The sequence below is a fragment of the Streptomyces sp. ADI95-16 genome (genome assembly GCF_003721495.1).
GTDB classification, from domain to species: domain Bacteria; phylum Actinomycetota; class Actinomycetes; order Streptomycetales; family Streptomycetaceae; genus Streptomyces; species Streptomyces goshikiensis.
The window spans coordinates 1,298,461-1,324,817 of record NZ_CP033581.1 but is presented as its reverse complement, the minus strand read 5'-3'; the positions used below and the strand labels follow the sequence as shown (position 1 = coordinate 1,324,817).

Annotated in this window: 22 protein-coding genes; 7 read left to right on the top strand and 15 right to left on the bottom strand. The window is 75.0% G+C overall.

All coding sequences use genetic code 11. The features are described from left to right. Nucleotides 1–20 precede the first annotated feature (20 nt). On the bottom strand, nt 21–497 hold the full coding sequence (locus tag EES41_RS05380) for an ankyrin repeat domain-containing protein (protein ID WP_123076109.1): 477 nt from the start codon (nt 495–497) through the stop codon (nt 21–23). Beyond that, nucleotides 494–1,234 (bottom strand): HAD family phosphatase, encoded by a 741-nt coding sequence (locus tag EES41_RS05375; RefSeq protein WP_254211729.1) that lies wholly within the window; start codon nt 1,232–1,234, stop codon nt 494–496. Before EES41_RS05375 ends, EES41_RS05380 begins: the two co-directional genes overlap by 4 nt. 254 nt (nt 1,235–1,488) lie before the next feature. Here EES41_RS05375 and EES41_RS05370 point away from each other — a divergent pair, with 254 nt between their 5' ends. Then, entirely contained in the window at nt 1,489–4,227 is a 2,739-nt protein-coding gene (locus EES41_RS05370) for a DNRLRE domain-containing protein (protein WP_174261650.1), read from the top strand. A 162-nt stretch (nt 4,228–4,389) separates the two neighbouring features. Here the strand turns inward: EES41_RS05370 and EES41_RS05365 are convergent, their stop codons facing one another. Beyond that, on the bottom strand, nt 4,390–4,878 hold the full coding sequence (locus tag EES41_RS05365) for a hypothetical protein (RefSeq protein WP_123076107.1): 489 nt from the start codon (nt 4,876–4,878) through the stop codon (nt 4,390–4,392). A gap of 105 nt (nt 4,879–4,983) precedes the next feature. On the opposite strand from EES41_RS05365, the gene EES41_RS05360 reads away from it, so the two are divergent. After that, on the top strand, nt 4,984–5,277 hold the full coding sequence (locus EES41_RS05360) for a hypothetical protein (protein ID WP_073793914.1): 294 nt from the start codon (nt 4,984–4,986) through the stop codon (nt 5,275–5,277). Between the two features lie 18 nt (nt 5,278–5,295). On the opposite strand, the gene EES41_RS05355 is transcribed toward EES41_RS05360, so the two are convergent. Then, nucleotides 5,296–5,838 carry an adenylate kinase gene (locus EES41_RS05355; RefSeq protein WP_123076105.1) on the bottom strand — a complete coding sequence of 181 codons (543 nt, stop codon included), beginning with the start codon at nt 5,836–5,838 and terminating at the stop codon, nt 5,296–5,298. A 164-nt stretch (nt 5,839–6,002) separates the two neighbouring features. After that, entirely contained in the window at nt 6,003–6,488 is a 486-nt protein-coding gene (locus EES41_RS05350) for a hypothetical protein (protein ID WP_164495752.1), read from the bottom strand. A gap of 261 nt (nt 6,489–6,749) precedes the next feature. On the opposite strand from EES41_RS05350, the gene EES41_RS05345 reads away from it, so the two are divergent. Beyond that, the gene (locus EES41_RS05345) at nt 6,750–8,060 is read left to right on the top strand and encodes an MFS transporter (protein WP_123076101.1); all 1,311 of its coding nucleotides are present in this window, start codon (nt 6,750–6,752) and stop codon (nt 8,058–8,060) included. 304 nt (nt 8,061–8,364) lie between these two features. Beyond that, entirely contained in the window at nt 8,365–9,156 is a 792-nt protein-coding gene (locus EES41_RS05335) for a peptidoglycan-binding protein (protein WP_123076097.1), read from the top strand. Between the two features lie 34 nt (nt 9,157–9,190). Here EES41_RS05335 and EES41_RS05330 read toward each other — a convergent pair whose 3' ends face one another. The 6 genes from EES41_RS05330 to EES41_RS05305 form a co-directional block, all read right to left on the bottom strand. Further along, entirely contained in the window at nt 9,191–9,943 is a 753-nt protein-coding gene (locus EES41_RS05330; protein WP_123076095.1) for an SDR family oxidoreductase, read from the bottom strand. An 86-nt stretch (nt 9,944–10,029) separates the two neighbouring features. Next, a complete protein-coding gene (locus EES41_RS05325) occupies nt 10,030–10,497 on the bottom strand; it encodes a hypothetical protein (RefSeq protein WP_123076093.1) in 468 nt (155 codons plus the stop codon). Nucleotides 10,498–10,499: 2 nt separating this feature from the next. Then, complete coding sequence (locus EES41_RS05320) at nt 10,500–11,000, bottom strand: hypothetical protein (protein ID WP_164495751.1); 501 nt, start codon at nt 10,998–11,000, stop codon at nt 10,500–10,502. 26 nt (nt 11,001–11,026) lie between these two features. Then, nucleotides 11,027–12,367: a hypothetical protein gene (locus EES41_RS05315; protein WP_254211319.1), complete on the bottom strand. Its 1,341-nt coding sequence runs from the start codon at nt 12,365–12,367 to the stop codon at nt 11,027–11,029. 30 nt (nt 12,368–12,397) lie between these two features. Then, nucleotides 12,398–12,823: a hypothetical protein gene (locus EES41_RS05310; RefSeq protein WP_123076087.1), complete on the bottom strand. Its 426-nt coding sequence runs from the start codon at nt 12,821–12,823 to the stop codon at nt 12,398–12,400. A 107-nt stretch (nt 12,824–12,930) separates the two neighbouring features. Beyond that, nucleotides 12,931–14,214, bottom strand: coding sequence for an ROK family transcriptional regulator (locus EES41_RS05305; protein WP_123076085.1), 1,284 nt, complete (start codon nt 14,212–14,214; stop codon nt 12,931–12,933). A 202-nt stretch (nt 14,215–14,416) separates the two neighbouring features. Here EES41_RS05305 and EES41_RS05300 point away from each other — a divergent pair, with 202 nt between their 5' ends. Both EES41_RS05300 and EES41_RS05295 read left to right on the top strand, forming a co-directional pair. Beyond that, nucleotides 14,417–15,772 carry a GH1 family beta-glucosidase gene (locus EES41_RS05300; protein ID WP_123076083.1) on the top strand — a complete coding sequence of 452 codons (1,356 nt, stop codon included), beginning with the start codon at nt 14,417–14,419 and terminating at the stop codon, nt 15,770–15,772. 134 nt (nt 15,773–15,906) lie between these two features. Further along, nucleotides 15,907–16,848 (top strand): NADP-dependent oxidoreductase, encoded by a 942-nt coding sequence (locus EES41_RS05295; protein ID WP_308299659.1) that lies wholly within the window; start codon nt 15,907–15,909, stop codon nt 16,846–16,848. 48 nt (nt 16,849–16,896) lie between these two features. On the opposite strand, the gene EES41_RS05290 is transcribed toward EES41_RS05295, so the two are convergent. The 4 genes from EES41_RS05290 to EES41_RS05275 form a co-directional block, all read right to left on the bottom strand. Then, nucleotides 16,897–19,056, bottom strand: a complete 2,160-nt coding sequence (locus tag EES41_RS05290; RefSeq protein WP_123076081.1) for a discoidin domain-containing protein — start codon at nt 19,054–19,056, stop codon at nt 16,897–16,899. Nucleotides 19,057–19,391: 335 nt separating this feature from the next. After that, on the bottom strand, nt 19,392–22,322 hold the full coding sequence (locus EES41_RS05285) for an RNA repair domain-containing protein (RefSeq protein WP_123076079.1): 2,931 nt from the start codon (nt 22,320–22,322) through the stop codon (nt 19,392–19,394). Next, nucleotides 22,322–24,106, bottom strand: a complete 1,785-nt coding sequence (locus tag EES41_RS05280; protein WP_123082278.1) for an RNA ligase family protein — start codon at nt 24,104–24,106, stop codon at nt 22,322–22,324. Before EES41_RS05280 ends, EES41_RS05285 begins: the two co-directional genes overlap by 1 nt. A gap of 93 nt (nt 24,107–24,199) precedes the next feature. Then, entirely contained in the window at nt 24,200–24,745 is a 546-nt protein-coding gene (locus EES41_RS05275; protein ID WP_123076077.1) for a hypothetical protein, read from the bottom strand. A 303-nt stretch (nt 24,746–25,048) separates the two neighbouring features. On the opposite strand from EES41_RS05275, the gene EES41_RS05270 reads away from it, so the two are divergent. Continuing rightward, on the top strand, nt 25,049–26,287 hold the full coding sequence (locus EES41_RS05270; protein ID WP_254211318.1) for an NUDIX hydrolase: 1,239 nt from the start codon (nt 25,049–25,051) through the stop codon (nt 26,285–26,287). Nucleotides 26,288–26,357: the final 70 nt, after the last annotated feature.

The following is a 26,357-nucleotide window of genomic DNA, read 5'->3' as shown; positions in this document are numbered from 1 at the left end:
CGGTGCCCCCGCGCCACGCGCTAGCGGCCGGCTCCGGCTCCGGCTCCGGCTCCGGCACCGGCACCGGCCTCGGCTCCGGCCTCGGCACCGGCACCGGCCTCGCGGAGCAGCCGGGCGACTTCCTCGTGCCCGTCGCGCACCGCCCACTCCAGTGGGGCCGGCCCCGTCCCGCCGTCCTCGCGCAGGCCCGGATCGGCCCCGTACGCGAGGAGCTCGCGGACCGTCTCCGTACGGCCCCAGCACGCGGCCGCGCACAGCGGGGTCCCGTCCGTCAGACCGCCGCTCTCGGCGTCGGGGTCCGCGCCGTGCGCGAGCAGCAGCCGTACCGTCCCGGCGTGGCCCTGGACGGCCGCCGCGTACAGGGCGGTCGTACCGTGCGGGTCGGCTCCGCCGGGGTCCGCCCCGCTCCTCAGCAGGGCGGCCACCCGGCCGGTCAGGCCGCTGCCGGCGGCGGCGACGAGGGCGCGGGAGAGCCGCTTTCCGGTCCGTCTGTTCATGCCCGGGAGGTCCCCGCGGCCGTCCCCGCGGCGGCGATCAGCGACGGCAGGTCGCGCATGTCGGTGAAGACCACCGTGCCCGGTCCGGAGAGGGTCGCCGCCGGGGTCAGCCCGCCCGCGTAACCGAAGGAGCGCATGCCCGCCGCGCGGGCCGCCTCGACGCCCGGGCGGCTGTCCTCGACCACCACGCAGGCCGCCGGGTCGACGCCCATCCGCCGGGCGGCGTAGAGGAACAGGTCGGGGGCCGGCTTGCCCCGGGAGACCTCGGTGGCGCTGTGGATCCGGCCCTCGAACCGCTCGTAGAGGCCGGTGCGGCCGAGGGTGTGCCGCATCTTCTCGTGCGAGCCGCTGGAGGCCACGCAGGTCGGCAGGGTGATCGCGTCGAGCGCCTCGGGCAGGCCGTCGACCGGGGTGAGCCCCGCGTCCACCGCCTCCGCGTGCAGGGTCACGAACCGCTCGTCCCACACCCGCGCCCTCTCGGCGCCGATCCGGGCGGCCACCAGCTCCCGGATCGAGGCGCTGGAGCGGCCGATGAACCGGCGGACCACCTCCTCCTCGGTGAGCGGCCAGCCGAGTTCGGCGCCGAGGGCGACGTTCACCCGGGCGGCGATCCGCTCGCTGTCGACGAGCACCCCGTCGCAGTCGAAGATCACGAGCTCGACCGGTGCGACCGGTGCCGTCGGTGCCGTCGGTGCGGTTGGCCGGATCGGATCGGACTGGGTGGTCTCGGTCGGCAAGATCATGGGGGAAGGATAGGCCGGACCGCCTGAGCCGGGTAAAGTCCCGCATCCCGTGGGCATCCGATGGGTCAAGTGGGGTGTCCGGCGGGCCGAATCGACCTAGAGTGCGGCCAACGCCTATGACGGTTCGGCCGTTCGCACGATCGGTTTCACGCCAAGAGCCAACGGTCCACGGCCAACGGTCATACGGCGGTGCGGCGCGCTCCCGTGCGCCGTGCGCGTACCACTCGGCACACCGAACTGGGGGGTTCATGCGTAGATCCAGAAGGTTGGCGGCCGCTCTCGCCCTGTCCCTGGCCGGCACCGGCGCGGCCGTGGGCCTCGGCCTCGCCCCGCAGGCGGCGGCACTCACCCCGCCCGTCGCCTTCACCGCCGACCCGCTGTCGACCTGGCAGCCCAACGGCGTCGTCTGGGCCCTCGCCGAGGCGGGCGGCACGGTATTCGCCGGCGGCACCTTCTCCGCCGTGCGCCCGCCCGAGGGCGCCGGCGGCAGCGAGCAGTCGGCGGTGAACTTCGTGGCGCTCGACGCCGCGACCGGAGCCCCGACCTCCTGCAAGCTGTCCTTCACCGTAGGCGGCGGCACCGCCACCGTCCGCGCGCTCACCCTCTCGCCGGACAAGCGGACCCTTTACGCGGGCGGCTACTTCGGGGCCGTCAACGGCACCCCGGTCTCCAGCCTGGCCGCCATCGACGTGGCGACCTGCACCGTCAAGCCCACCTTCCGGCCGGCCTTCGCGGCCACCGTACGGGCCCTCGCCGTCACCGGTGACACCGTCTACGCGGGCGGCGACTTCCTCACCGTCGCCGGCCAGCAGCGCGAGCGCTTCGCCGCCGTCGACGCCACCGACGGGACGCTGCGCCCCTTCGTCGCCAACGCCGACGAGCCCGGGCGCGCCGTCGAGGTCACCCCGGACGGCGACCACGTCGTCCTCGGCGGCGACTTCTTCACCCTCAACGGCGCGAACACGCACGCGCTGGCCGTCGTCGACGCCACCAGCGGCGCCCTGACCAAGTCGTACGCCGGCTTCATCGAGACCAACTCGGTGGTCAAGGACATCGCGAGCGACGACACCGGTTTCTACACCGCCAACGAGGGCACCGGCGGCGGGGTCTTCGACGGCCGCATCGCGCTCAACCTCAGCGACTTCAACCAGCGCTGGCGCGACACCTGCCTCGGCGCCACCCAGGCCGTCCTCCCGTACCAGAGCGTGCTCTACAGCGCCTCCCACGCGCACGACTGCTCCAGCGTCGGCGAGTACCCCGACGGCCAGCGCCACCACCTGCTCGCCCAGCCGACCAGCGGCACCGGCAAGCTCGGCTGGGCCCCCGACACCAACGACGGCATCGGCGAGGGCATCGGCCCGCGCGTGATGGCGGTCGGGTCCAAGGGCGGCGTCCAGTACCTGTGGGTCGGCGGCGAGTTCACCACGGTCAACGGGGCGGCGCAGCAGAGCCTGACCCGCTTCTCCTCCACGGGGGACACCGGCGCGCCCACCGTGCCCGTCGCCAGCGCCGTCAGCGTCAAGCCCGGTGAGGTCCAAGTGCGCTGGCGCACCAGCCTCGACCTGGACGACAGCGCGCTGACCTACCGGATCTACCGCAACGGCGCGGCGACGCCCGTCGCCACCGTCACCGCGGACTCGCTGTTCTTCAAGCGCCCGCAGGCCTCCTGGACGGACACCACCGTCACCGCGGGCCAGTCGTACACCTACCGGGTCACCGCGAGCGACGCGGCGGGCAACACCAGCGCACTGTCGGGGACGGCGAGCGTGACGGTACCGACCTCGGTGGACGGCTACCCGAACGCGGTCCGCGCGGACGGCGCCCAACTGTACTGGCGCTACGACGAGTCGGCGCTGCCCTTCGTCGCCGACTCCTCCGACGGCGGGAACCAGAGCGGGGTGCACCTGAACGGGCCCGCCCTGCGCCAGACGCCCGCAGCGGTCACCGGCGCGAGCACGGCGATCGGCTTCAACGGCACGGACAACCGGGTGTACGCGGACAAGCGCCAGAACGTGGGCGGCAGCTACACCATCGAGACCTGGTTCAAGACGAACACCACCCGGGGCGGCAAGCTCTTCGGCTTCGGGAACAACCAGGACCGGGGCAGCAGTCAGTACGACAAGCACATCTACATGACCAATGACGGCCGGCTCGTCTACGGCGTGTACACCGGGGCCACCCGCACCATCACCACCGGCGGCACCGACCGGTACAACGACGACCAGTGGCACCACGTCGTCGCCACCCAGGGGCCGGGCGGCATGACCCTGTACGTGGACGGAGCCCAGCAGGGCACCCTCAACGTCACCACGCACGAGAACTTCGCCGGCTACTGGCACGCCGGCGGCGACAGCCTCGGCGGCTGGCCCGACCGCCCCACCAGCGAGTTCTGGGCGGGCCAGCTCGACGAGACCGCCGTCTACCCGACCGTCCTGAGCGCGGCGCAGGTCCAGCACCACTACGCCCTGGCCTCCGCCCCGGCGGACTCGGTCGTCCAGGTCACCGCCGCCGAGGACACGTACGCCAACGCGGGCGCCCCCGGGAGCAATTACGGCACCTCGGGCTCGCTCGCCGTGCGGGGCACCTCCCCGTACGCCAGCTACCTGCGCTTCAACCTGCCCGCCGCGCCCGCGGGCACGGTGCTCAAGTCGGCCACGCTCAGCGTGAAGACCAGCACCATGAGCGGCGCCGGAACGACGGACACCGTCTCGGTCGTCCCGATCACCGGATCGTGGACCGAGAGCGGGACGACGTACAACAACCGCCCCGCGCTCGGCGGTCCGGCGCTCGGCGCCTTCGCCGGGATCCCGGACGGCTCGGCCGTGCACACCACCGGGCTGACCACGGGCACCGTCGCCGCGGCCCTCGGCGGCGGCTACGGCCTCGCGCTGACCAGCGGCGGGACGGACGCCCTGTGGCTGTGGTCCTCGGAGGCGGCCGCGGGCGAGGGCACGCCGCAGCTCACCCTGACGTTCGGGGCGCCGTGACAGCGGGCTGAGACAGGAGGGGCGCACCCCGGCCGGGGTGCGCCCCTCCGTACGTCCGGGGTCTGGAGAAGTGCGGGTTCCCGACGGTGAGCGGCAGCAGGTCGAGGCGCCGGGTGGCGATCCCGGCGGGCCGGACCGCGGGCCGCCGCACCTTCGCGGCTGTCACGGCCCAGGGGAAGTGGGTTTCGGCGGCCCGGGCGCTGGTTCCACCTCCAGGAAACGCCGCCGGCGCGGGCCCCGGTACAGCAGGCACTCCCATCCCATCGGCTCCAGCACCGCCGCGCAGGCCGTCAGACGCTCCTGTTCCTCCTCGGCCGCGCCGCCGCCCGGCGGGCCCGGCCAGGTCACCTCCACCCGCCCCGGTTCCGCGGCGGCGGCCACCCGGTAGCCGGTGCGCGTCCGCCGCCCCGCCGCGTCCACCGCCGACGGCGTGATCCCCGCCGCCTCCAGTACGAGGGCCACCGCGCGCGGCATCTGCCGCAGCTCCCACGGAGCGGGAACCCCCGTGCCCGCCCCGGCGTTCACCAGGCGACGGATCTGCAGCAAGCCCTCGTACGCCGTCCGCAGCTCCCGGGCGCGCGCGGCCGCGTCCCCGAGGTCCGCCGGTCCGTCGCCCGTGGCGGGCTCGAACCCCTGCCCGGGTACCGTCATCCCCCACCGCCCTTCGCCGCACAGGTCGCGTCTGAGTACCTCACGCCCAACGGCCTGAGTATCCGCCCCGATTCCCCGGGGCGCCGCCGGTGATCGAATGAGGGCATGACCTCAGCCGCCCCGCGCCCCGCGCTCCGCCCGCGCATGCAGCACGTGACCACCGCCGGCACCGCGCTGGCCGTGGCCCTGGTCCCGCTCGTCGTGGGGGTCCTGGTGGCCAAGGGCCTGGGAGCGGACCCGCTGACCCCGGTCAACGCCCTGATCAGCGGCGGCGGTCAGCGGGCCGGGCTGCCGCGGGCCGAATGGCGCCGCCGCCGGTACCGCACGATGCACCGGCTGCGCACCGCCCGTCGCGGCACGGCCGCCCGCTGCGCCCACGTGTGCGGCCGCCGCCCCTGAGCCCCGCCGGGCAGCCCGTCACGCCGCCCCGTCCTGCCGGGGCTCCTGGACCCGGAGCCAGGCCGCCGCGGCCCTCGGGGTGCGCAGGCGGACCACGCGCAGCGGGGCGAACCGGGCGTCGCCGGCCCGCCGGGCGATCTCGGTGCGCCGGGCCCCGTACTGCGACCAGGCCCACCACGCGGGGTGATCGGAGCGCAGCCACTCCCGCCACTTCTCCCGGTTCCCGCCGAACAGCCGCTCCCGCAGCAGGCTCCGCCGCAGCGAGCGCAGCAGTACGCGCCGCATCACCACGCGCCGGGGCAGGTCGAGCCACACGATGGTGTCGGCCCGCTCCCACAGCAGGTCCCGGACTTCCGGATAGCCCAGGGAGTCGAAGATCCACCGATCCGTCCCGGCCAGCCGCGCCGTGTCCTCGGCGAACGTCGCGCTGACCGCCCACCCCGGCCCGCCGAAATGGAGCGCGTCCATCTCGTGGAACGGCAGCCCGAGCCGCCGCCCCAATTCCCGGGCCAGGGTGGACTTCCCCGCTCCGCTGATTCCGACCACCAATACGCGCCGCATCCGCGGAGATTAGCGTTCAGGCACGGGTACGCACATCAGCGGCCCCGAGTCCGGCCGGCCGGTGGTCATCGCCGCTCACCTGCGCGGATTCGGCGCCACGCGGTTCCGCGACCCGGACACCCTCCGCAGTGGCCAGCAGGCCGCCGTCGGAACTGACATCGCCGTCAGAGCGTGGGCTGCCCGTACTGGCGGACGCACAGGTCCACGATCGACGGCGGTGCGGCGCCCTCCGCCGCCGCGCACAGCTCGTCGGCCCGGGGCAGCCGGCCCTGCGGCCGGGGGACCCGTGGCGCCGTGGGCTTGGCCGGGCGCACCCGGCGCGGCGGGACGGCGGGTTTCGCGCGCCGTTCGGAGGGCGGCCGGGCCCCTTTCGCGAGGGGCCGGCTCGGGTCGGGCTCCGCCCCGGGGCCGCTCTCCGGCCCCGCGCCGGGCAGGTCGCCCAGCGGCAGCGGGAGCGGCACGGACAGCGCCGGCAGCGGCCCGGCGTCCCCGGGCAGCACGGCCGCGCCGGGGACACCGGCGGTGTCGGGGGCGCCCACGGGCGGTACGGAACCCCGCGCGGGAGCCGGGGACCCCGGGCCGACGGAAACGCATCCGGCGCTCGCGAGGAGCGCGAGGAGGGAGAGGGGCACGGCCCGTCGTAACTGCATCGCTCCACCATGCCGCACGCCCGGCCCGCCCGAGTGCCGCTCTCACGCATCCGGGTGACGCTGGTTCAGGGCGCGTGGAGCCGAGCCGAGGCGGGCACGTCACGTCCGGGCCGGCGCGGAGCAACGGCCCCGCGCCTGACGGGAATGCCCCGCGCCTGACGGGAATTGGAACGACAGTGCGGGCGGTGGGGGAGGCGCGACCCCCGGCGCTCCGTGCTGCCGTGTCCGGTTCGTCGCCTGCCCCGTACGGAGTGCCGATTCATGACCGATGCCGATGCCGATGCCGATGCCAATGCCGTTGCTCCCGCCCGTACCGCTGCCGTCGCGCCCGGCAGCAGCCCCTGGAAGGGCTGGGCGGCCGTCTCGGCCGTCTCCCTCGGGATCTTCTGCCTGATCACCTCCGAGCTGCTGCCCGTCGGCCTGCTCACCCCGGTCGGGGACTCGCTCGGGGTGTCCGACGGCACCGCCGGGCTGATGGTCACCGTGCCCGGCCTGATCGCCGGGTTCTGCGCACCTCTCGTCACCGTCGGCGCCGGACGGCTGGACCGCCGGCTCGTCCTGTGCGTGCTGATCGCCCTGATGGCCGTCGCCAACCTCGCCGCCGCCCTCGCGCCCGACTTCGCCGTGGTCCTCGCGGCCCGGCTGCTCGTCGGGGTCAGCGTCGGCGGGTTCTGGGCGATGGCCGGCGGACTCGCCGTCCGCCTGGTCCCCGAGCGCCACGTCGGCCGGGCCACCGCCGTCGTCTTCGGCGGCGTCCCCACCGCCTCCGTGCTCGGCGTCCCCGCCGGGACCCTGCTCGGGGAGCTCGGCGGCTGGCGCACGGCCTTCGCCGCCGTGGCCGCCCTCGGCCTCGTCACGCTGATCGCCCTGCTCCTGCTGCTGCCCGCGCTGCCCGCCGACCGCGGCATCCGCTTCGGGGAACTCCCCGCCCTGCTGCGCGACAACCGGGCCGTGCGCGTCGGAGTGATCGTCACCTTCCTCGTCGTGACCGGGCAGTTCGCCGCGTACACCTTCGTACGGCCGATCCTGCGGGACGTCTCCGGCGTCGACGCCGAGTACGTCAGCACCCTGCTCTTCGGATACGGAGTGGCCGGGGTCGCCGGGAACTTCCTGGCCGGCGCGCGCGATCCCCGCCGGACCCTGCTGGTGGTCAGCGCCGCCCTCACCGCGGTGCTCGCCCTGATCGCCACCCTGCCCGGGGCCGTCGCCGGCACCGCGCTGCTGCTCGCCTGGGGACTCGGGTACGGCGGGGTGTCGGTGAGCCTGCAGAGCTGGATGATCCGGGCGGCGCCGCGCGCGGCCGAGGCCGCCTCGTCGCTGATGGTGGCCATGTTCAACTTCGCGATCGCCGCCGGCGCGCTCGCCGGCGGTCTCGCGGTCGACGGCCTCTCCGCGCCGGCCGCGCCGCTGACCGGGGCCGCCCTGATGCTGGCGGCCGCCGTCACCATCGGGACGACCTCGGCCTCGGCCCGCCGCCGGGAGCCGGCCGCCGGGATCCCGGACCACCCGCGCGGGGCGGCGGAGTCGGGCCGGACGGCGGGGGCGGAAGTCCCGTACACAACGGATGGATAGGGCGGATCGACTGTCCGGCTTGACCGGGGCCGTCCCGAAGGGCAAGAGTGCGCCGATCAAGAACCACCGCTCGGGCCGTACTTCGGAGATCCTCAGCATGCGCATGTCCGTTCGCTCTTCGCTCGCTTCGGCCCGGCCTTCCGCTTCGGCCGTGACCGGCGGTTCTCTCACGACCGGCGGCCCCGACGGGCCCGCCGTCGCCCCGGGCACGGTCCCCGCCGCGTGGCGGCGCGGGGCCTGACCGGCCGGGTGGAGGCCGCCGCCGCACCGCCGCGCCGGCCTCCGCCCCCGCCGGGAGACAACCGTGTCCCACCACCCCGATGAGAGCGGGGCCGTCCTCCCCGACGACCGCCTGCTCGTACGCTCTTACGTCGCGCCCTCGGGCCGTCCGTCCCCCTCGACGGCGCCCGCCTGGCCCCGGAGCGGCCCCGCCGCCACCCGCCGCGCTCCCGCACCGGCGGCCGCGCCCGGTCCTGCCCGCGGTTCCGGTTCGGGTTCGGGTTCCGCTCCTGTTGCCGCCGTCGGCCCGGACGGGACCGCGCGGCGCGGCCGCCGACTGCCGGTGGCGGTGTCCGTGCTGCTCGGGCTGGGCGCGGTGGGCGGACTGGCGCTGCTGCTGACCGGGCCCGAAGAGCGCCGGCCGGAGCGGGCGGTGGCCCCGCCCGGGCTGTCCGTACCGGTACTTCCGGCGCGCAGCCCCGGCGCCGGAGCCGAGCCCTCGCCCGGGCCGTCCACGCCGCCTCCCGGCTCACGGAGCCCCTCCGTACCGGCGTCGGCGTCGGCGTCCGCCCGGCCCGGGGCCGCGTCCGGCGTCTCCACGAGCCCGAACGCCCCCGCGTCGGGCTCCGCCCCGGCGGGCACGCCGTCCGCCCGGACGGCGCCCGCCGAGGGCGGGACACTGCGCCCGGGGGACCGCGGATCCGAGGTGCGGGCCCTCCAGGAGCGGCTCCACGGGCAGGGGTTCACGTACGTCGTGGTCAACGGGGTCTACGACGGCCGGACCCGGCGCGGTGTCGCGCAGTTGCAGAGCGACCGAGGCATCAGCGGCGATCCGCAGGGCGTCTACGGCCCGGCCACGCGAGCGGCCTTCGGCTGAGCGCCCTTCGGCCGAGCGCCCCCCGCCCCGTCCCTCAGCGGCCGCCCGCGACCCGCAGGACGGTTCCGGTGGTGTACGAGGCCTCCGGGGACAGCAGCCAGGCGATGGCCCCGGCGATCTCCTCGGGCTGCCCGGGCCGCCCGAGGGGGATCCCGGCGGCGGCCCGCGCCGGGCGGTCGGGGTCGCCCATCGTCGCGTGCATGTCGGTCTCGACGATGCCGGGCGCGACCGCGTTCACCCGGATCCCGTCCGGGCCGAGCTCCTTGGCCAGGCCCACGGTGAGGGTGTCGACGGCCGCCTTGGTGGCCGCGTAGTGGACGTACTCCCCGGGGCTGCCGAGGGTGGCGGCCGCCGAGGAGACGTTCACGATGACCCCGCCGTAGCCGCCGCCCGCCTCCGACATGTCCCGGGCGGCCCGGCGGCAGCAGAGGAGGTACCCGAGGAGGTTGACCTCCACCACCCGCCGCAGGTCGTCCGTCGTGGCGTCGGCGAGCCGGCCGAGCGGCCCGGTGACCCCGGCGTTGTTGACGAGCCCGGTGACCGTGCCGAGTTCCGCCCCGGCGATGTCGAAGAGCCGCTCGACGCCGCACTCCTGGGAGGTGTCGCCCCGCACGGTCACGCACCGGGCGCCGGCCTCCCTGACCCGCGCGGCGGTGGCCTCGGCCGCCGCGTCGTCCCTCGCGTATCCGAGGACCAGGTCATGACCGGCGGAGGCGAGCCGCACGCAGGTCGCCGCGCCGATGCCCCTGCTGCCTCCGGTGACTATGGTGACTGGGCGACGTGCCATGTGAGCCTCCTGTGCGACGCGGTGAGCGGCGCAGGCTAGCAGCCGGATGTCTGCCGACGTACGTGGCCGAGGCCGCGCGCGGCCGGTCACAGCTTGCGCAGCACCCCGCGCCAGGTCCATCCCGCGGCGAGAACGGTGTCGCGGAGGGGGTCCTTGACGTCCCGGGTGTCGAACCGGAACGTCTCGACGCGGTGGCGTCGGCCGTCGGCTCCCCTTTGGAACTCCCACTTCTTGTACACCATGGTTGCTTGCCCGCGGCCGTACTGTCCCCGGGAGTGCTCTTGTGACCGCTCCTCCCACTGCTCATCGAGGGCACGAACCTCACCCTTCGAGGGGACGAAGAGCATCCGGGTCTTGAGGGTGAGGCCCACCTCGGGGACTCTGCACTCCGCCACCAGGTCTGCCCGCTCTCCGGGGAGGGCGTTGCGTACGCGGAACCGTACGTCCGAGCCGCCCAGCGCGAGCAGTGCGTCGCGGACCTCCATGGCGGTCAGTGGCTCGACGCCACCGTCGGGGTACTTGGTGCCCATCCACTTGTCGAAGAGACGACCCATCGCTAAACCTCGTCTCCGGAGTTCGGGCGCACCGTGCGCACGAAGTCCTGGAAGTCTGCCAGCACGGCCTCGTGCTGGGCCGGCGTGGCGGTCAGGGCCAGACGGATCACCGCCCGCTCGCGCGGATCGCGGACGTCCAGCATGGACAGGTACACCTGGGACTGGACGAGGTCGCGGCGCACGCCGCCGGCGACGGCTGAGAAGGTCAGCTGTTGGGTCACGGCGGGCGCTCCGTCGGAATCTATCTCCCGGCGGTGGGCCACCACCACCGCCCCTACGACCTCGGACAGGCGCTCCACCGACTCGTCGGCGAGCTGTGCCAGGGTGGCGGTGTCCGGCCGGTACTCGCCGTCGATGGTGATATTGGCGGTGAATCCGGCGTCCGACAGCGGATGAACAGCGGCGAAGGCCACTCCCGGGGCGTCCGGCCCCTCCGGAGGGGAGGCCGGGAGCCAGCCCTCGGGCAGGCGGAACGAGATCGGCACTGGGAGAGTCGTGGGCACCGCCGGCCCTCCTTCAGGAGAGGGCATCAGAAAGCCAGGTCCAGGATGTGCTTCTTGAACGCCCTGGCGCCGGTGTTGACCCCATCGGCCATGTCACCCACCGCGTCCGCCGCACGGTCGACGGCTTTGGACACCTTCGCCGGATCGAAGGTGATCTCAAGTCCCAGCCCACCGCCGGAACCGGGCGAGAGGCCTGCTTTGCTGTCGTACTCCCATATGCCGGTTGTTTTGTCCTTCTCGTAGCCCCACTTGGCTTCCACGCCCGGCCCCTCCCACTTCTCGACCGTTCCCCCGATTCCGATCCCGGCGAACTCGAAACCTGCGGCAGCGGATACCTTTTTTCCGGCGAACGCCTTGAGCCCTCCGGTAAACTCTTCCCTGGTCGCCTTGGCGGTGGCCGAGATCTCGCCGCCGGCGAATCCCTCGGCCCGTACGTACGCGCCCGCCATTTCGCCGTATTGGGCACGCCCCTCGGCGAGCCCTCGAATTCCCACGGACGCCTCGGCCTTGGCGACGACGCCCTTGTCGGTCACTCCGGCGTTCGCGGTGGCTCTGGCACCGGCGTAGGCGTCGGCGATTCCAGAGAGCTTCCACGGTCCGTTGGTCAGCGATCCTTCCGCGGTGATGTGGAAGAGGTCGGCGTACGCCTTGGCCGAGACTTCCTTGCCGTACTTGGGGCCGCTGGCGGAAGCGCCGACGCTGGGCCCCGTCACAGTGAGTTTGCCCTCGGACTCCCACCCGTTCGTCTTGGTGGCGGCCTCCGCCGCGGGCTCCCTGGCCTTCGCCAAGTCGGTCTCGGCGTACGCGTTGAATCCGGTGAGGGTCTCGTCGGCGCCCTTGCCGAGGGCGTCCCTGTTGCTGTCGGCGACGGCCGCGCTGAGGGCCAGTTTGACCGTGTGGTCGGTGGTGGTGACGGCCTTCACCCGGTCGTCGATGGCCTGCTGCCACTTGGTGACCGCGGTACGGATCGACGCCTGGCCGTCCGGGTCGTGGTGGTAGGCGTTGCTCTCGGCGGGCGTGAGCTTGCTGTAGTCGAAGGCGACGTGTCCCTGGTCCGAGACGGTCATGCCGGCGGCTATCGCGTCCGCCCGGGCGCTCTCCAGCTTCTTCTTCAGGTCGGTGAGCGCCTCGTGCGCGGTCCGCAGCAGGGTCGCGGTCGCCTTGGCCTGGCTCTGCGCGGCGGTGTACTCGTAGCGGGTCGCCGCGAAACTCGTGTGCGCGACACCGGCGCTGACGCCGGACCAGTTCTGGCCCATGGTGATCTTCTGGACGGAGTTGCCGTAGCGGGTCTCGACCTTCTTCAGCTCGCCCGCCATCGATTCCCACTTGTCGGCCGCCGTCGTGAGCAGGCCCAGGTCCGTGGTCATGATCTCGTGGTAGTTCGGCACCGCGACCCCCTACAGACCGTTCAGCTTGGACTGCGTGAGGAACTGGTTGCCCAGACCGATGTCGTTCCGTGTGAAAAGACCCGAGGCCCCGCGCAGGGCGACCTTCTCCGAGGACAGGCGGCCCATCAGGGTCTTGACCTGCTGGTCCCAGGTGTCGGCCACGGTCTTCAGACCGGCGGCCGTCTCCCACCCGTCGAAGCCCTTGTGGGCGGTGGTGGTGGCGTCGTCCGCGTGCTCCGCGGCCTTCTTGGTGTTCGGCTCCAACTCGGTCTCGATCGTGCCCGCCGCGGCCTTCTTCTCCGCCGGGGTCGAAGCGAATCCGCCCGCCGCGCCGGGGGCCGGAGGCCCCGGCGTACCGTTCAGGCGCGTGCCCGCCCGCTGGTCCGAAACACCCGTGTGCCCGCGGTCCCACGTCGGACCGGAATCCCCTGACATGTCGCGCCTCCCCCGTTGTCGGCTGGCGCTGATCATATACATGGCAAATCGCAGCAGCAAAGCCTTTGGTTGCCGGTCCGAGCCCGGCATGATCCGAAAGACAGGCCCTAGCCGCGCCGGGTCAAGGCCGTGCGCCAGCCCGGCTGTTCGGGGGTGGCGGGCGGGGAGGTGCGGCGACCGCCGGTGGCGAAGAAGGCGGAGAGCGGGAGCGTGGCCGCGCCCACGGTGACCGCGTCCGGGCCGAGGGAGCCCAGGTCGATCGAGACCCGGGCGGCCGGGTGGCGCAGGGCGTGGCGCCTCGCGTGCTCCCGGACCGCGGGGAGGACGTACGGGCCCAGCAGCAGGCCCGCCCAGCCGCCGATCAGGATCCGCTCCGGCCGGAACAGGTTGATCAGGTCCGACAGGCCCGCGCCCAGGTACTCCGCCGTCTCGTCGAGGACGTCCCGGGCCACCGGGTCACCCGTGAGCGCCGCGGCCAGCAGCGCGGCGAGCGCCTCCTCCTCATCCGCCGGACCCCCGCCGCCGCGTTCCGCCCAGCGGGCCAGCAGCGACTCCGCCCCCGTGTACGCCTCCAGGCAGCCCCGCGCCCCGCACCGGCAGCGCCGGCCCCGGACCGCGACCGTCAAGTGGCCCCACTCCAGCGGGGTTCCCTCCGTACTGCCGCCCTCCGGCGAGCCGTCCGTGATCAGGCTCGCGCCGACCCCCGACCCGAACAGGACGACGACGGCGTCCCGTGCGCCCCGCCCCGCCCCGAACCACATCTCCGCCTGGCCGAGCGTCCGCGCGCCGTTGTCGATGAGGTACGGGACCTCCTCCGGCAGGGCGCCGGTCGCGCGCAGCAGGGCCTCCAGCGGCACCGCGTCCCAGCCGATGGTCTGCCCGTGGACGACCGCTCCGCCCCGCGCCTCGCGGTCCACGATCCCGGGGACGCCCACCCCCACGCCCAGCAGCCGGTCCGTGCCGACCCCGGCCCGCGCGAGCACCGCGCCGATACCGGCCCGGATGTGGTCCACGATCGGGCCGACGTCGTAGCAGCCGCGCGGCAGCAACGGGGTCTCGGCGCGGGCGAGTTCGGTCAGGGTGAGGTCGAACAGCCCGACGCGGACCCGGGTCTCGCCGACGTCGACGCCGATCAGGTGGGCGCTGCCGGGGGAGACCCGCAGCAGGGTGCGGGGGCGGCCCCCGTCGGAGTCCACGATGCCCGCCTCCTCCAGCAAGCCGTCCGCGATGAGTTCGCCGACGACGTTGCTGACGGATCCGGAGCTCAGCCCGGTCGCGGGTCCCAGCTCCTGACGGCTCATCGGCCCGCCGAAGTACAGCCGCTGGAGCACGGCGCCGCGGTTGCCGCGCCGCAGGTCCCGCACCGTTCGGCCGCTACGTCCTGTCGTCATCTGGCCTCTCCCGCGCTGTGGTTGGTCGCAACATACCCGTGCGCGAGCTCTTGACGCGACCCTTTCACGAGGCTTAACTCACGTCCTGAATTAAGGCCTGGACCAGCGGGCGCCGATGAGGCGTCGCCGGTGTCGCCGGTGTCGCCGGATTCCCGCTGCTTCAGCGGTACTTGGTGGCCGGACTCACGGCAGGAGCCGTCAAATGACCGATCACGCCATCGACCTCGCCGCACTGCCCCGGGACTTCGCCTGGGGCACCGCCACCTCCGCCTACCAGATCGAGGGCGCGGTCGACGAGGACGGCCGCGCCCCCTCCATCTGGGACACCTTCTCCCACACCCCCGGAACCATCGACGGCGGCGACACCGGGGACACCGCCTGCGACCACTACCACCGCTGGCACGAGGACATCGCCCTGATGCGGGGCCTCGGCGCCGACGCCTACCGGTTCTCCGTCGCCTGGCCCCGGGTGGTCCCCGGCGGTGACGGCCCGGTCAACCCCAAGGGCCTGGACTTCTACGACCGGTTGGTGGACGGCCTGCTGGCCGCCGGGATCGCCCCCTCCGTCACCCTCTACCACTGGGACCTGCCCCAGGCCCTCCAGGACCGCGGCGGCTGGCCCGAGCGGGCGACCGCCGAGCACTTCGCCTCGTACGCCGGGCTCGTCGCCGAACGCCTCGGCGACCGCGTCACCCGGTGGACCACCCTCAACGAGCCCCTCTGCTCGGCGTGGATCGGGCATCTGGAGGGCAAGATGGCCCCCGGTCTCACCGACCTGACCGCCGCCGTCCGGGCCTCCTACCACCTGCTGCTCGGCCACGGCCTGGCCACCCGGGCCATCCGTGCGGCCGCCCCGGGCGCGGAGATCGGCATCGTCAACAACCTCTCCACCATCGAGCCCGCGGGCTTCGGCGAGGCCGACCGGGCCGCCGCCGTACGGATGGACGGCCACGTCAACCGCTGGTGGCTCGACCCCGTCCACGGCCGCGGTTTCCCCGCCGACATGCGCGAGGTGTACGGCGTGGACCTCCCCGAACGCCCAGGCGACTCCGCCGCCATCGCCGCGCCCCTCGACTGGACCGGGCTGAACTACTACTTCCCGCAGACCGTCACCGCCGACCCGGCCGGCCCCGCCCCGTACGCCCGCCGGATCGCCCGCCCCGGGGTCCCGCACACCGGCATGGGCTGGGAGGTCGACGCGAGCGGCATCGAGACCCTGCTGATGCGGCTGACCGAGGAGTACGGGGCCCGGCGCATCCTCGTCACCGAGAACGGCTCCTCGTACCCCGACACCGTCGGCCCCGACGGCGCCGTCCACGACCCCGCCCGGGCCCACTACCTGACCGCCCACCTCGCCGCCTGCGCCCGCGCGGCCCGCCGCGGCGCCCCGCTGGCCGGCTACTACGCCTGGTCCCTGCTGGACAACTTCGAGTGGGCCCACGGGTACGACAAGCGCTTCGGCCTGGTCCACGTCGACTACGCCACCCAGCGCCGCACCGTCAAGACCAGCGGCCGCCGCTACGCGGAGGTGATCGCGGCCCACCGGGCCCTGCGCTAGCCCGAGCCCCGAGCCCCGAGCCCGAGCCCGAGCCTCGATTTCGGCCGTGCCCGCCCTGCTTCGGGGGACGGGCACGGCCTTCGTGGTGGGATACGGAGCGACTTATTCCAGTAGCTCGCAGAGAGGCCGGGTCCATGTCCCAGGAGACCGAGAACACCATGCGCGCGATGGCGTACGAGACGTACGGCGGGACGGAGGTGCTCACCGAGACCCGCCTCCCGATGCCCAAGGTCGGTCCCGGCGAGGTCCTCGTCCGGGTCAAGTGCGCCGCGGTCAACCCCGTCGACTGGAAGATCATGGCCGGTGGGCTGGACCCCCTGATGGACGTCATGTACCCCGTCGTCCCGGGCTGGGACGTCGCCGGGACCGTGGAGCGGGCCGGCATCGACGCGCCCGAGTACGCGGTCGGCGACGAGGTGATCTCCTACGCCCGCAAGGACTACGTGCGCGGCGGGACCTTCGCCGAGTTCGTCAGCGTCCCCGTACGCATGCTCGCGCCCAAGCCCGCCCGCCTCGGCTGGCAGGAGGCGGCGGGCCTGCCGCTGGCCGGGCTCACCGCGTACCAGCTGCTCACCCGGCTCGGCACGGGCAAGGAGGACACCGTCCTCATCCACGGCGCGGCCGGCGGGGTCGGTTCCTTCGGCGTCCAGATCGCGCGCGTGCTGGGCGCCCGGGTGATCGGCACGGCCTCCGAGCGCAACCACGAGCGGCTGCGGGCCATGGGCTGCGAGCCGGTCGAGTACGGGGACGGCCTGACCGGGCGGGTCCGCGCGCTCGCCCCCGAAGGCGTCACCGTCGTCGCGGACTTCGTCGGCGGCGTCCTCGACGTCACCCGGGCCGTGCTGGCCCCGGGCGGCCGGCACGCCTCGATCGCCGACCCCGGCGTGCTCGGCGAGGGCGGCCAGTGGATGTGGGTCCGGCCGATCGGCACCGACCTGGCCGAACTGGGGCGGCTCGCCGACAGCGGACAGCTCACCGTTCCCATCGAGCGGACCTTCCCCCTCTCCGAGCTGGCGGCGGCGTTCGAGCTCAGCCAGACCGGCCGCGCGGCCGGCAAGATCATCATCGAGCTCTGACGCGCGGACGCGCGGGACGGCCTCAGGGCCGCCCCGCGCGTCCCCGGCCTACGGGAACGAGGTGACGGTGGACGGGACGGTCGAGGTGCCCGAGGTCGGGGCCCCGACGGCGTTGATGACGTGCTCGTACTGGCCGTTGCCGCCGAGCGAGACGACCAGCAGGTCGTGGAACCTGACGCCCGGCCTCACCGGCGCCTGGAATCCGTGGTCCTGACGGATCGTCGGGTCCACGTTGTAGTAGCAGTAGCTGCCCAGCCCCCAGCCCTCGTGGGTGCTGACCGAGTCGGCCACCTTGTAGGCCGCGTAACCCTTGGTCGCGCCGTTCTGGATCGCCGCCTGGCTGGGGGCGTCGTACGCCTTCTCGTTCTGGAAGAAGACCGTGCGGCCGCGCTCGCCGTTCCACTCCACGTCGTACTTGTTGAAGTGCTCGACGAACAGCCCGGTGGCCAGGACGTCGTCCCCGTTCACCCGGAACCCGTAGTCGGCGCGGTTGGTCTCCCAGCCGACCCCGTCGCCGTGGTCCGCCCGCCAGATCCAGGTGTGGTCGACGATCGTGTCGTGACTGTTGACCACCATGCCCACGGTGGCCCTGCCGGGCCCGGCCCCGCCGACGCGCAGGAACACGTCCTGCACGGTGGTCGGGTTCGCGGCGTGGTCCGTGCCGGCGCCGGCCGGGCCGACCTCCAGCAGGCTCGGGGAGTTGACGGGACCCGCGTCGATCAGGAACCCCGCGAGCCGGACGCCGTCCACGTCGGCGACCTTCATCGCCGTCACCCCGTTGTCCGGGACGAGGGTGGCGAGGCCCAGACCGAGGACGACCGTGTCGGGGCGGTCGACCTGAATGGTCCGGTCGAGGTGGTAGACGCCCGGGGTGAAGAGCAGGTGCAGGCCCTGGGCCAGCGCCTGGTTGACCGTCGCGGCGCTCGCGCCCGGCTTCACCACGTAGAAGCGGCTCAGCGGCACCGAAGTTCCCTGCGGAGCAACGCCGTTGCCCCAGGAGGTGCCGCGTGCGTTCTCCCGCTTGGCCGGGACGAACACCTTGTACTCGGAGCCGTCCAGGTAGAGGAAGGGCTTCTCCCGCGACACGGGGGTGGTGTCGAGGGTGGTGTACGGGGCGCTGGGGAAGGACTGCGCCGGCGCGCCCTGGGTACCCGAGAAGACCTGGTTCCAGACGGCGTTGGACCAGCCGCCGATGGAGCTGTCCCGGGTGTACCACTGCTGCTGGGAGTAATTGCCCACCTGGCCGTCGATCTTCGAGTCGGCGATGTAGCCGCCGGAGGCCCAGCCATAGCCGTCGGGGGAGAGGTTGAGGCCGCCCCTGACGTGCATCCGGCGGAACGGCGCGGCCTGGGAGACCGCCCAGCGGTCTGTGCCGCGGACCGGGTTCAGCGCGAGGTTCTCGGCCGAACGCCAGAAGTTCTGCGTGGCGTTGCCGCCGAACCAGCCCGCGTCGACGGTCACGTCGCCGTTGATGGTGGTGTCGTCGGGGCTCAGGCCCAGCCCCGAGATCGAGGTGTAGAAGCCGATCTGGGCGTTGAGGCCGTTGTAGGTGCCGGGCTTGAACAGGAACTGGTAGCGGCCGGAGCCGAACTGGGCCGACTCCTGGCGGGCGAAGACCTCGTCGAGCCGGGCCTGGACGTTCGGCGTGGCGGGATCGAAGACGATCACGTTGGGGCCCAGGTCGCCGCCGCCGGGAAGCGTCGGGCCGGTGCCGGCGCTGCCGTAGACCTGGAACTCGTAGAGGGAGTAGCCCCAGGCCGTGGCGCGCTCGGTGCCGAAGACGCGGACGTGGCGGGCGGTGCCGGACACGGCGAGGGTCTGCACGCCGCCGGTGCTCGTGGTCGTCGAGTGGGCGGTGGACCAGGAGGCGCCGTCGGTGGACAGCTCGACGCGGTACGCCTTCGCGTACGCGGTCTCCCAGCGCAGCACGACCTGGCTGAGCGAAGCGGCGGCGCCGAGGTCCACCTGGATCCACTGCGGGTCGGCGAACTGGCTCGACCAGCGGGTGGCGTTGTCGCCGTCGACGGCGGCGGAGGCGGGCGTGCCGCCGTTCTCCTGGCTGGAGGCGGTGACGGGCCGGCCCTGCGAGAGCAGGACGGGCGCCGCGTGGGCCGCGCTGCCGGGGAGCAGTACGAGGAGGGCCGCGACCAGGGCGGCGGCGAGGGCCGCGGCGGTGAGTCGTGGTGGAGCGACGGAGGGGTGAGGCATGGGGGCACTCCTGACGTCGTGGATCCGGGGGGATCGAAGCGTGAGTGAACTGCGCCGCCACGAGGGCCGTCAAGGGGTTCAGCGTTCATGAAGTGAAGGCCGGATGTTGTGTCAACTCGCCCTCAGGGCTGTGAACTTGGGGTTTCTTCAATCCTTGTGAAAAGTGTTGACCAAAAAAGGCGGCAGGGCTGTACTGAGGCCCCTGACCGCTCCGTTCCACCGGTTCGCGTTGCCTGCCGGGCGGGACGGAGTGGTCAGGGAGGTTCGAGGAGTGACCTCGCTCCCGGGATGGGCGCTGCCGTGCGTTCGTTACTTGTCGGCCGGAACCGCGGGGTTCAGGGGAGGGCGGGGACCTCTCCGCACTCCGCCCAGGCGACCTCGACACCCACGAGGGCCGTGGCCCACGGGGCGCACAGGGCGGCCAGCCTGGCCGCGTCGGGCGGCTCGGCGCCGAGACCGATCGCGTACCGGGCCACGGTGTCACCGCGCTCGAACGGGCGGGGCCAGGCGTGCGCCTCCGCGACGCCGCCCTCCTCCAGGGCGCCGAGCAGCGCGCGCAGGCGGCCGCGCGTGCGCCCGAGCGACTCCTCGAACTCCTGCGGCGTGGCGCCCCGTACGGTGACCACGGCCCACGCCGCGTGCCGGCGGTGCGGCGACGGCGGCCCGGCCTGCGGGGACTCCCACGCCTCGTACAGCTCCCGCCCGAGCAGGTCGCGCAGCCCCGGCCCCACCTGGGCCGTACAGCTGCGGACCGGCTCGGAGGGGGTGAGGACCGTGACGGCCCCCTCCGAGCCCGGGGCCGACGGCGGATCGTACAGCGCGACCGGTTCGCGCCAGTCCCAGGCGGCCCAGGCCCCGAAGAACTCCCGGAGCAGGCCGTCCGGGGACGGGGCGCCCAGGGAAAGAGCGTCCGGGGACAGGGCGACCAGGGACAGGCCGTCCGGGGACAGGCCGTCCGGGGACGGGGCGACCAGGGACAGGCTGTCCGGGGGCGGGCCGGCTGCCTCTCGTACCGTCCGGGCCGCCAGTACCGCCCAGGCGATGCCCGGCAGGCCGCCGAACGGCGCCGAGTCCAGCCCCCGGGCCCGCGCCCACGCCTTGACCTCCCGCGCCAGCCGGGCGAACGCGGCGTGCTCCGCGCCCACCGACTCCCGCACCGCGTCCGCGTCGCTCACCGCGCTCAGCGCGAGCGCCGCCGCCTCGCCGAGCTCCGCCCGCCGGGCCAGGGCGCGCGCCGGGTCCAGCCCGCCGGTGGCCACGACCACCAGGTCCACGTCCAGCCCGGCCACGCGGAACCGCAGCCCGGGCACCCGCGCGCCCTTCACCTCGCGCAGCCGCTCCGCCTCCGGCAGGGCGGCCGCGATCCGCTCCCGGACCTCCGCGCCGCCCACCGTGCCCGGGAGCGCCGCCACCAGGTCCAGGTCCGCGTCCGGCCCGGCGCAGCCCATCCGCCGCGACCCGGCGAGGTGCACCACGCCGTCGTCCAGCGCCCGGGCGACCCGCGCGCGCACCGACTCGGCGTGCGCCTGCGCCGCCCCGGTCGGCGCCGGCCCCGCCTGCGGTTCCGGGATCCAGCGCACCTCGCCCGTCCCCAGCTCCACCGTCGCCCGTACCCGCATCGGCCCGTCCCCGCGCCGCGACAGCACGGCCAGCGCGCCGACCCGCGCCGGCGCCGGGGCCGCCGCGCCGCCGAGCCGGGCCGTGAACTCCCTTACGGCCCGCCGCGGATCCCGGCTGTGCCCCAGCGTCAGGTGCGGGGTGTACCCCTCGCGGCGCCCCCGGCACCCGGGGAACCGCTCCACCAGCGCCCGGCGCAGCTCCTGCCACGGGCCGTCGCCGTCCGCCGCCGGGTCCAGCCAGAGCGTCGCGCCCTCCCGGTGCCCGAAGTCGTGCACCCCCGCCATCCGGACCGTGAACGCCTGCGTCCGCGCGGCCACTTCGGCCAGCAGCGGCACGGCCGCCCCGAACGAGGACTCCGGCACGAAGCCGAACAGCAGGTTCACGTGCGCCGGCCAGCGCCCCGCCTGGGGGTCGTGCTCCCGGCGCAGCTCCTCGACCGCCGGATCGTGCGGCGGCAGCCAGGCCACCGCCGTCCGCGCCGTCGCCGGTACGTCGAGCGGCGCCGGCCCCTCGCCGGGCGCGCCGGACTCCAGCACCGCCTCCACGCCGTAGTGGTCCGAGATGAACAGCCCGTCGGGCGACGGGGAATCGCCCCGCAGCGAGGCCTCCCGTACCCGCACCGCCCCGGGTCCCGGGCCGGGCCGCAGCAGGATCCGGTCCAGCCGCGCGGAGCGCCCCGTCAGGGAACCCACGGCGGCCAGCGGATTGGCCGCGGGATCGAAGGTCGGCGTACCGTCCGCCGCTCCGTGTACGTCGCTCCACGCGTCCCGCATCCCGAGCGCGGCCGCCGGTCCCTCGGCCCCGCCCCGGCCGTCGTTGAAGTCGCCGACCAGCGCGAGATCGGCCTCGACCCCGCCGAACCCCTCGGCGATGGCGGCCAGTTCGGCGTCGCGGCGGCCCGCCCCGCCCTCGGTGTGATCGCTCGTCAGGTGGGTCGCGGCGACCACGAGGGGCCCGGCGGCGCCGTCCACCGTCACGGCGGCGACCCCCTTGTGCCGGCGCAGCACGTGCAGCCCGGCCTCCCGCACCGGCAGCCGGCTCAGGAGCAGCAGCCCACTGTCGGCGACGTCCCGGCCGCCCGGATCGGTGCCCAGGGTGTACCCGGCCCGCACCCACGGCGCCGCCAGCAGCAGGTCCAGCAGCGCGGGCTCCACCTCCTGGAGGGCGATGACATCGGCGTCGGCCCGCGCCAGCTCGGCCAGCAGCAGCGGCCTGCGCCGGGCGGTGGAGATGCGCGGGGCGTCGTACCGGTCCCACAGCGTGTTCCAGGTCAGCACCCGTATCCGGGCCGGCGGCCGCGCGGCCGGCCCGGGCTCGGACGGCCGCCAGGCGCCGCCGCCCGCCGGATCCCAGGCGTAGGGGGTGCGGGCGGTGAAGAAGGGGGAGCGCAGCAGCCGCGCGGCGCGGACCCGCCCGGCCCGTGTGGTGTCGACGAGGTCCAGGCCGGTCGCCCGGTCCCACACCAGCTCGCCGTCCGCCTCCGCGAACAGCACCCGGTGCCAGGGGATGTCGCCCCCGGGCACGAAGGAGGGCAGCGGGACCCGCTTCGGGGCGGCCCCGCGCTGGAGCAGCCCGAACACGAACCGCGACGGGTCGAACCGGGGGTCCCAGCGGACCTGGTGATAGAGCTCCTCACTGGTACGCATCAGCTGTCCCCGTCCCCGTCCCCGCGCCCGTTGCCGTCCCCGCTTCCGTCGCGGATGCCGCCCGCCGTGTCCTCGACCGTGCCGCCCGCGCCGATGTACCAGGTGCGGTGCGCCCGGCCGCCCTGACCGGGGTACGGGGGGCTGAACCGGTGCAGCTGCGAGGCCAGCACCGGCTCCGGCACGGGATGCTCCCGCGCCGCGTTGCGCCGCAGCAGCTCCGGCTCGTCCACCAGCACCACGGCCTGCGTGACCAGCGCGTCGCGGCGGCGCGCGACCGCACCGGCCAGGCCCCGCTGCTGTTCGGTGAGGGAGGTGGCGTCCCACACCACCGTCCCGCCCGCCGCCAGCGCGGTGTCCAGCCGGTCCAGGCCCTCGCGCAGCACGTCCGCGTTGTCCCGCTGCTCGGAGCGCGAACCCCGGGCCGCCCGCAGGTCGTCCAGAGAGATGTACGCGGTCACGCCCGGCAGCCTCCGCGCGAAGGTGCTCTTGCCGCTGCCCGAGGGCCCGCACAGCTGCACCATGCGCGGATACGCCCCGCCGCGCCACCGCCAGGTCGCGGCCACCGCCTCCTGCGGGGTGGAGATCCCGCCCCGGGCGAACGCCTCGCGGGCCTCGGCCCAGCAGCGGTCGGCCGCGTCCGGGTCGGTGTCGCCGAGCCCGCCGAGCGCCTCCCGCAGCCCGGCGCGCAGCGGTTCGAGCGGTGCCTCCCCGAGCAGACCCGCCTCCTCGGCGCAGAGCGCGGACCACTCCACGCACTCCCGTTCCACGGGATCCGCGGTGGCCCCGGCCAGCGCGTGCAGCACCCCGAGGTCGGCCGCGAGGCTCATCCGTACCAGCCCGGCGCGCCGCTCCGCGTCCGGGAACGGCCGCCGCAGCGACGGGTACAGCCCGGCCAGGTCGGCCACGCGCCGCGCGAGCGGCATCCCGGCCGGCCCCGCCGCCAGCCGCGCCGCGATCCGCGACCTCGGTACGCGGTGCAGCGCCGCGGCGAGCACACCGGCCAGCCGGGTCTCCCCGGTGCGGCCCAACCCGTCGAGCGCGGCGGCCACTTCGCCGACGACCGCGTCCTCGGCGCCCGGCACCTCGCCCGGCGCGAAGCCGACGGCGCGCAGCAGCCCGGCCGGGTCCGGGCCGGCCCCCGACCGCACCTCCCACAGCGGGGCGCGCGGGCCGAGTCCGTTCGGCACGACCTGCGCGTACATCCAGTGCGTGTCCGTCTGTACGTGCCCGCCGCGCACCCACTTGGCCACGCGCCGCCCGAAGTCGGCCCGGTCGAACCCGGCCGTGGTGCGGACCACGTACCCCTCCTGCCGGGCGGTGTCGAGCCGCAGCTTGCGCAGCGCCCGCTCGTCGAAGGTCCCGCGCCACAGCACGCGCGGGGCGGGCACCCCGAGGCCGTGCAGGAACCGCACGGTCCGGTCCCAGTCCAGGCAGCGCTCGCCGTCCCACACCGAGAACCCGTAGAACCAGCTGTCCAGGTCCTCGTACGGGAGGGAGTGCCGGGCGTACAGGTTCTCCCCGCACACCCGCCAGCCGGCCGGTATCCGGGCCCCGACGCGGCCCTGGAGGGCCTTCACCCAGGCCCGGGAGGGGTGGTGTCCGGAGTCGAGCGAGCGGGCGTGCAGTCCGTCGGAGTACAGCGTGGTGTTCTCCCCGTCGAGCTTCTCGGTGACGACCACCTCCTGCCCGGCCAGCCCCGCGAGCTCGGCCCCGGCCCGTACGTCATCCCCGCCCACCCCCGGTGACCAGGGCAGATGTGCTGTGCGGGGATAGTGGGTGCGCATGATCCGCTCCTGCTCGACGAGGCTGTGCCGGATCACTCTAGGTATCCGGAGCACCCCCATCCACCGGTTAAACCGGCGGTGGCCGGCTGCGCTTCAGCCGCCGAAGCGGCCCGTGCACAGGGCGACGATCGAGGAGTCGAGCATGCCCCGGGCCGCCGTGCACAGCGAGGCCATGTCGTAGGCGGACGGGGGCGCGGGCCGGGCCTTCGGGCGGGCCGCGGCGTGCGGGCGGGGCTTCGCGGCGGGGCGGGGCCGGGCCGGGCGCGCGGCCTTCGGCGGCCGGGCACGGCGCCCCTCGGACTCGACGGCCCGCGCGGGGCGGTGCGGCCATACGGGGCGCGGCGGGGGCACCGGCCCGGCCCGCTCCGGGGCGGCGGCCGCGACCGGTACCTCCGGGGCGGCGGCCGCGCCCCGTACCTCCGGGGCGTCCGGGGCCTGCTCGCCCGCGCCGGAGGGCGACGGCAGTCGGCCGAGCGGTAGTGCCACGGGCTCCGGTAGCGGGGCGGCCGCCGGCCGGGCCACCGAGGACCGGGCCGCCGCGGGCGCCGGACCCGGCGGTCCGGCGGGCCGTACCGTCATGCATCCGGCGGTCAGTGCCAGCGCGGCGAGGGTCAGGGGCAGGGTCCGGCGCAGCTGCATCCGCCCACCCTGCCGTACCGGTGCCCCGGGCGTACGGACCGTCACGCGGACGGGTGAACCGGGCCCGGCCCGGTCCGCCGGGGCGGCGTCCGGGGCTCCGCGCCGGGGCGGTGACGTGGTCGGACCGACGGTTCTTCACGCCGTCGGTCCGCGGGATGGACCGTAGCAAGATCGACATAACCCGGCAATAAGGAGGTATGGGGGCGGCGCGGGAGGGGCCGGTACCGGCCGTCCCGCCGTAACCCGGGGACGGTGCCCGCTGTTGCACAGCAGGCGGGTCCACCCACGGTGAACGGAGTTCCAATGCCGCAGCTGACCGACGAGGCCGTGACCGAGGACGCGGCGCCAGACGCGCCGGAGCACGCGGCGGAAGAGGCGCCCGAAGGGGCAGCGGCGGCCGCGGCCGGAGCCGCTGTGACCGGAGCGGCAGTGGTCGGAGCCGGCGTGGTCGGAGCCGGTGTGGCCGGAGCTGCGGTGACCGGAGCTGCGGTGACCGGAGCGGCCGTGGTCGGAGCTGCGGTGACCGGAGCCGCCGCGGCGCCGGAGCGGTCCGGGACCTGGATGACCCCGGCGGAGTACGGGGCCTCCCGCGCCGCCCTGTGGACCGGAGCCCTCGTCCTCGTCACCGACACCGACGGCCGGGTCCTGCTCCAGACCGTCGACTACCGGCCCGACCGCCTCATGCCCGGCGGCGCCGTCGACGCCGGCGAGTCACCCGCCGCCGCGGCCGCCCGCGAGATGCGCGAGGAACTCGGCGTGGACGGCCACTACCCGCACGGCCTCGCCGTCGACTGGATCCCCGCCGACACCCCCGGCTTCCCGCCCGAGACGTGCTTCCCCGGGGAGATCCTCCACGTCTACGACGGCGGTACCTGGACCCCCGACCGGATCGACGCCGTCCGCCTCCCCGCCCAGGAGATCACCGGCATCGAGTTCGCCGAGCCGGCCGACCTCCCCGCCCTGATGGACTCGGGCGACGCCCGCCGCGCGCTGTCCGCCCTGCGCGCCCGCGTGGGCGGCGCCGGCCCCGCCCTGCTGGAGGACGGCCGTCCCACCGCGCCCACCGCCCTCGACCGGCTCGGCGCCCTGCGCACCCGCCGCGTCCCCCAGCGCGCCGCCTGGCACCCCGGCCCCGTCCCCGCGCACCTGCCGGTACGGGAGCGCTCGGGCTGGCTGTTCGCACCCGACGGCCGCGTCCTGCTGCTGATCGCCCGCGCCACCGGCGCCGCCCACCTCCCCTCCCCGACGGCCGGACCCACCGCCGGCGCCCACCCGCTGGGCTACCGGCACGAGGCCGGGGCGGCGGGTCCCACCCGCGCCGACGCCCGTACCGCCGCCCGCCTCACTGCCCTGCCCCCGGCCGCCGACCCGGCGTACGCCCGACTGCTGGCCACCCCCGAACAGGTCCGGGAGCTCAGCGACTGGGGCCCGGCGGGGCTGCGGGAACTCGCCTCGGTGCACGAGGCCCGTGAACGCCTCCGCCTCCCGGCCCCGCCCCGGACCCCGCCCGAGGAACTCTCCGAGGACGGCCGCCACTTCTGACCCGGCGGGCCCCGCCGTCCCGGCCGGGGCGGCGGGGAGCCGCTCGCCGCCGTGGCCGCCGCGACCGGCG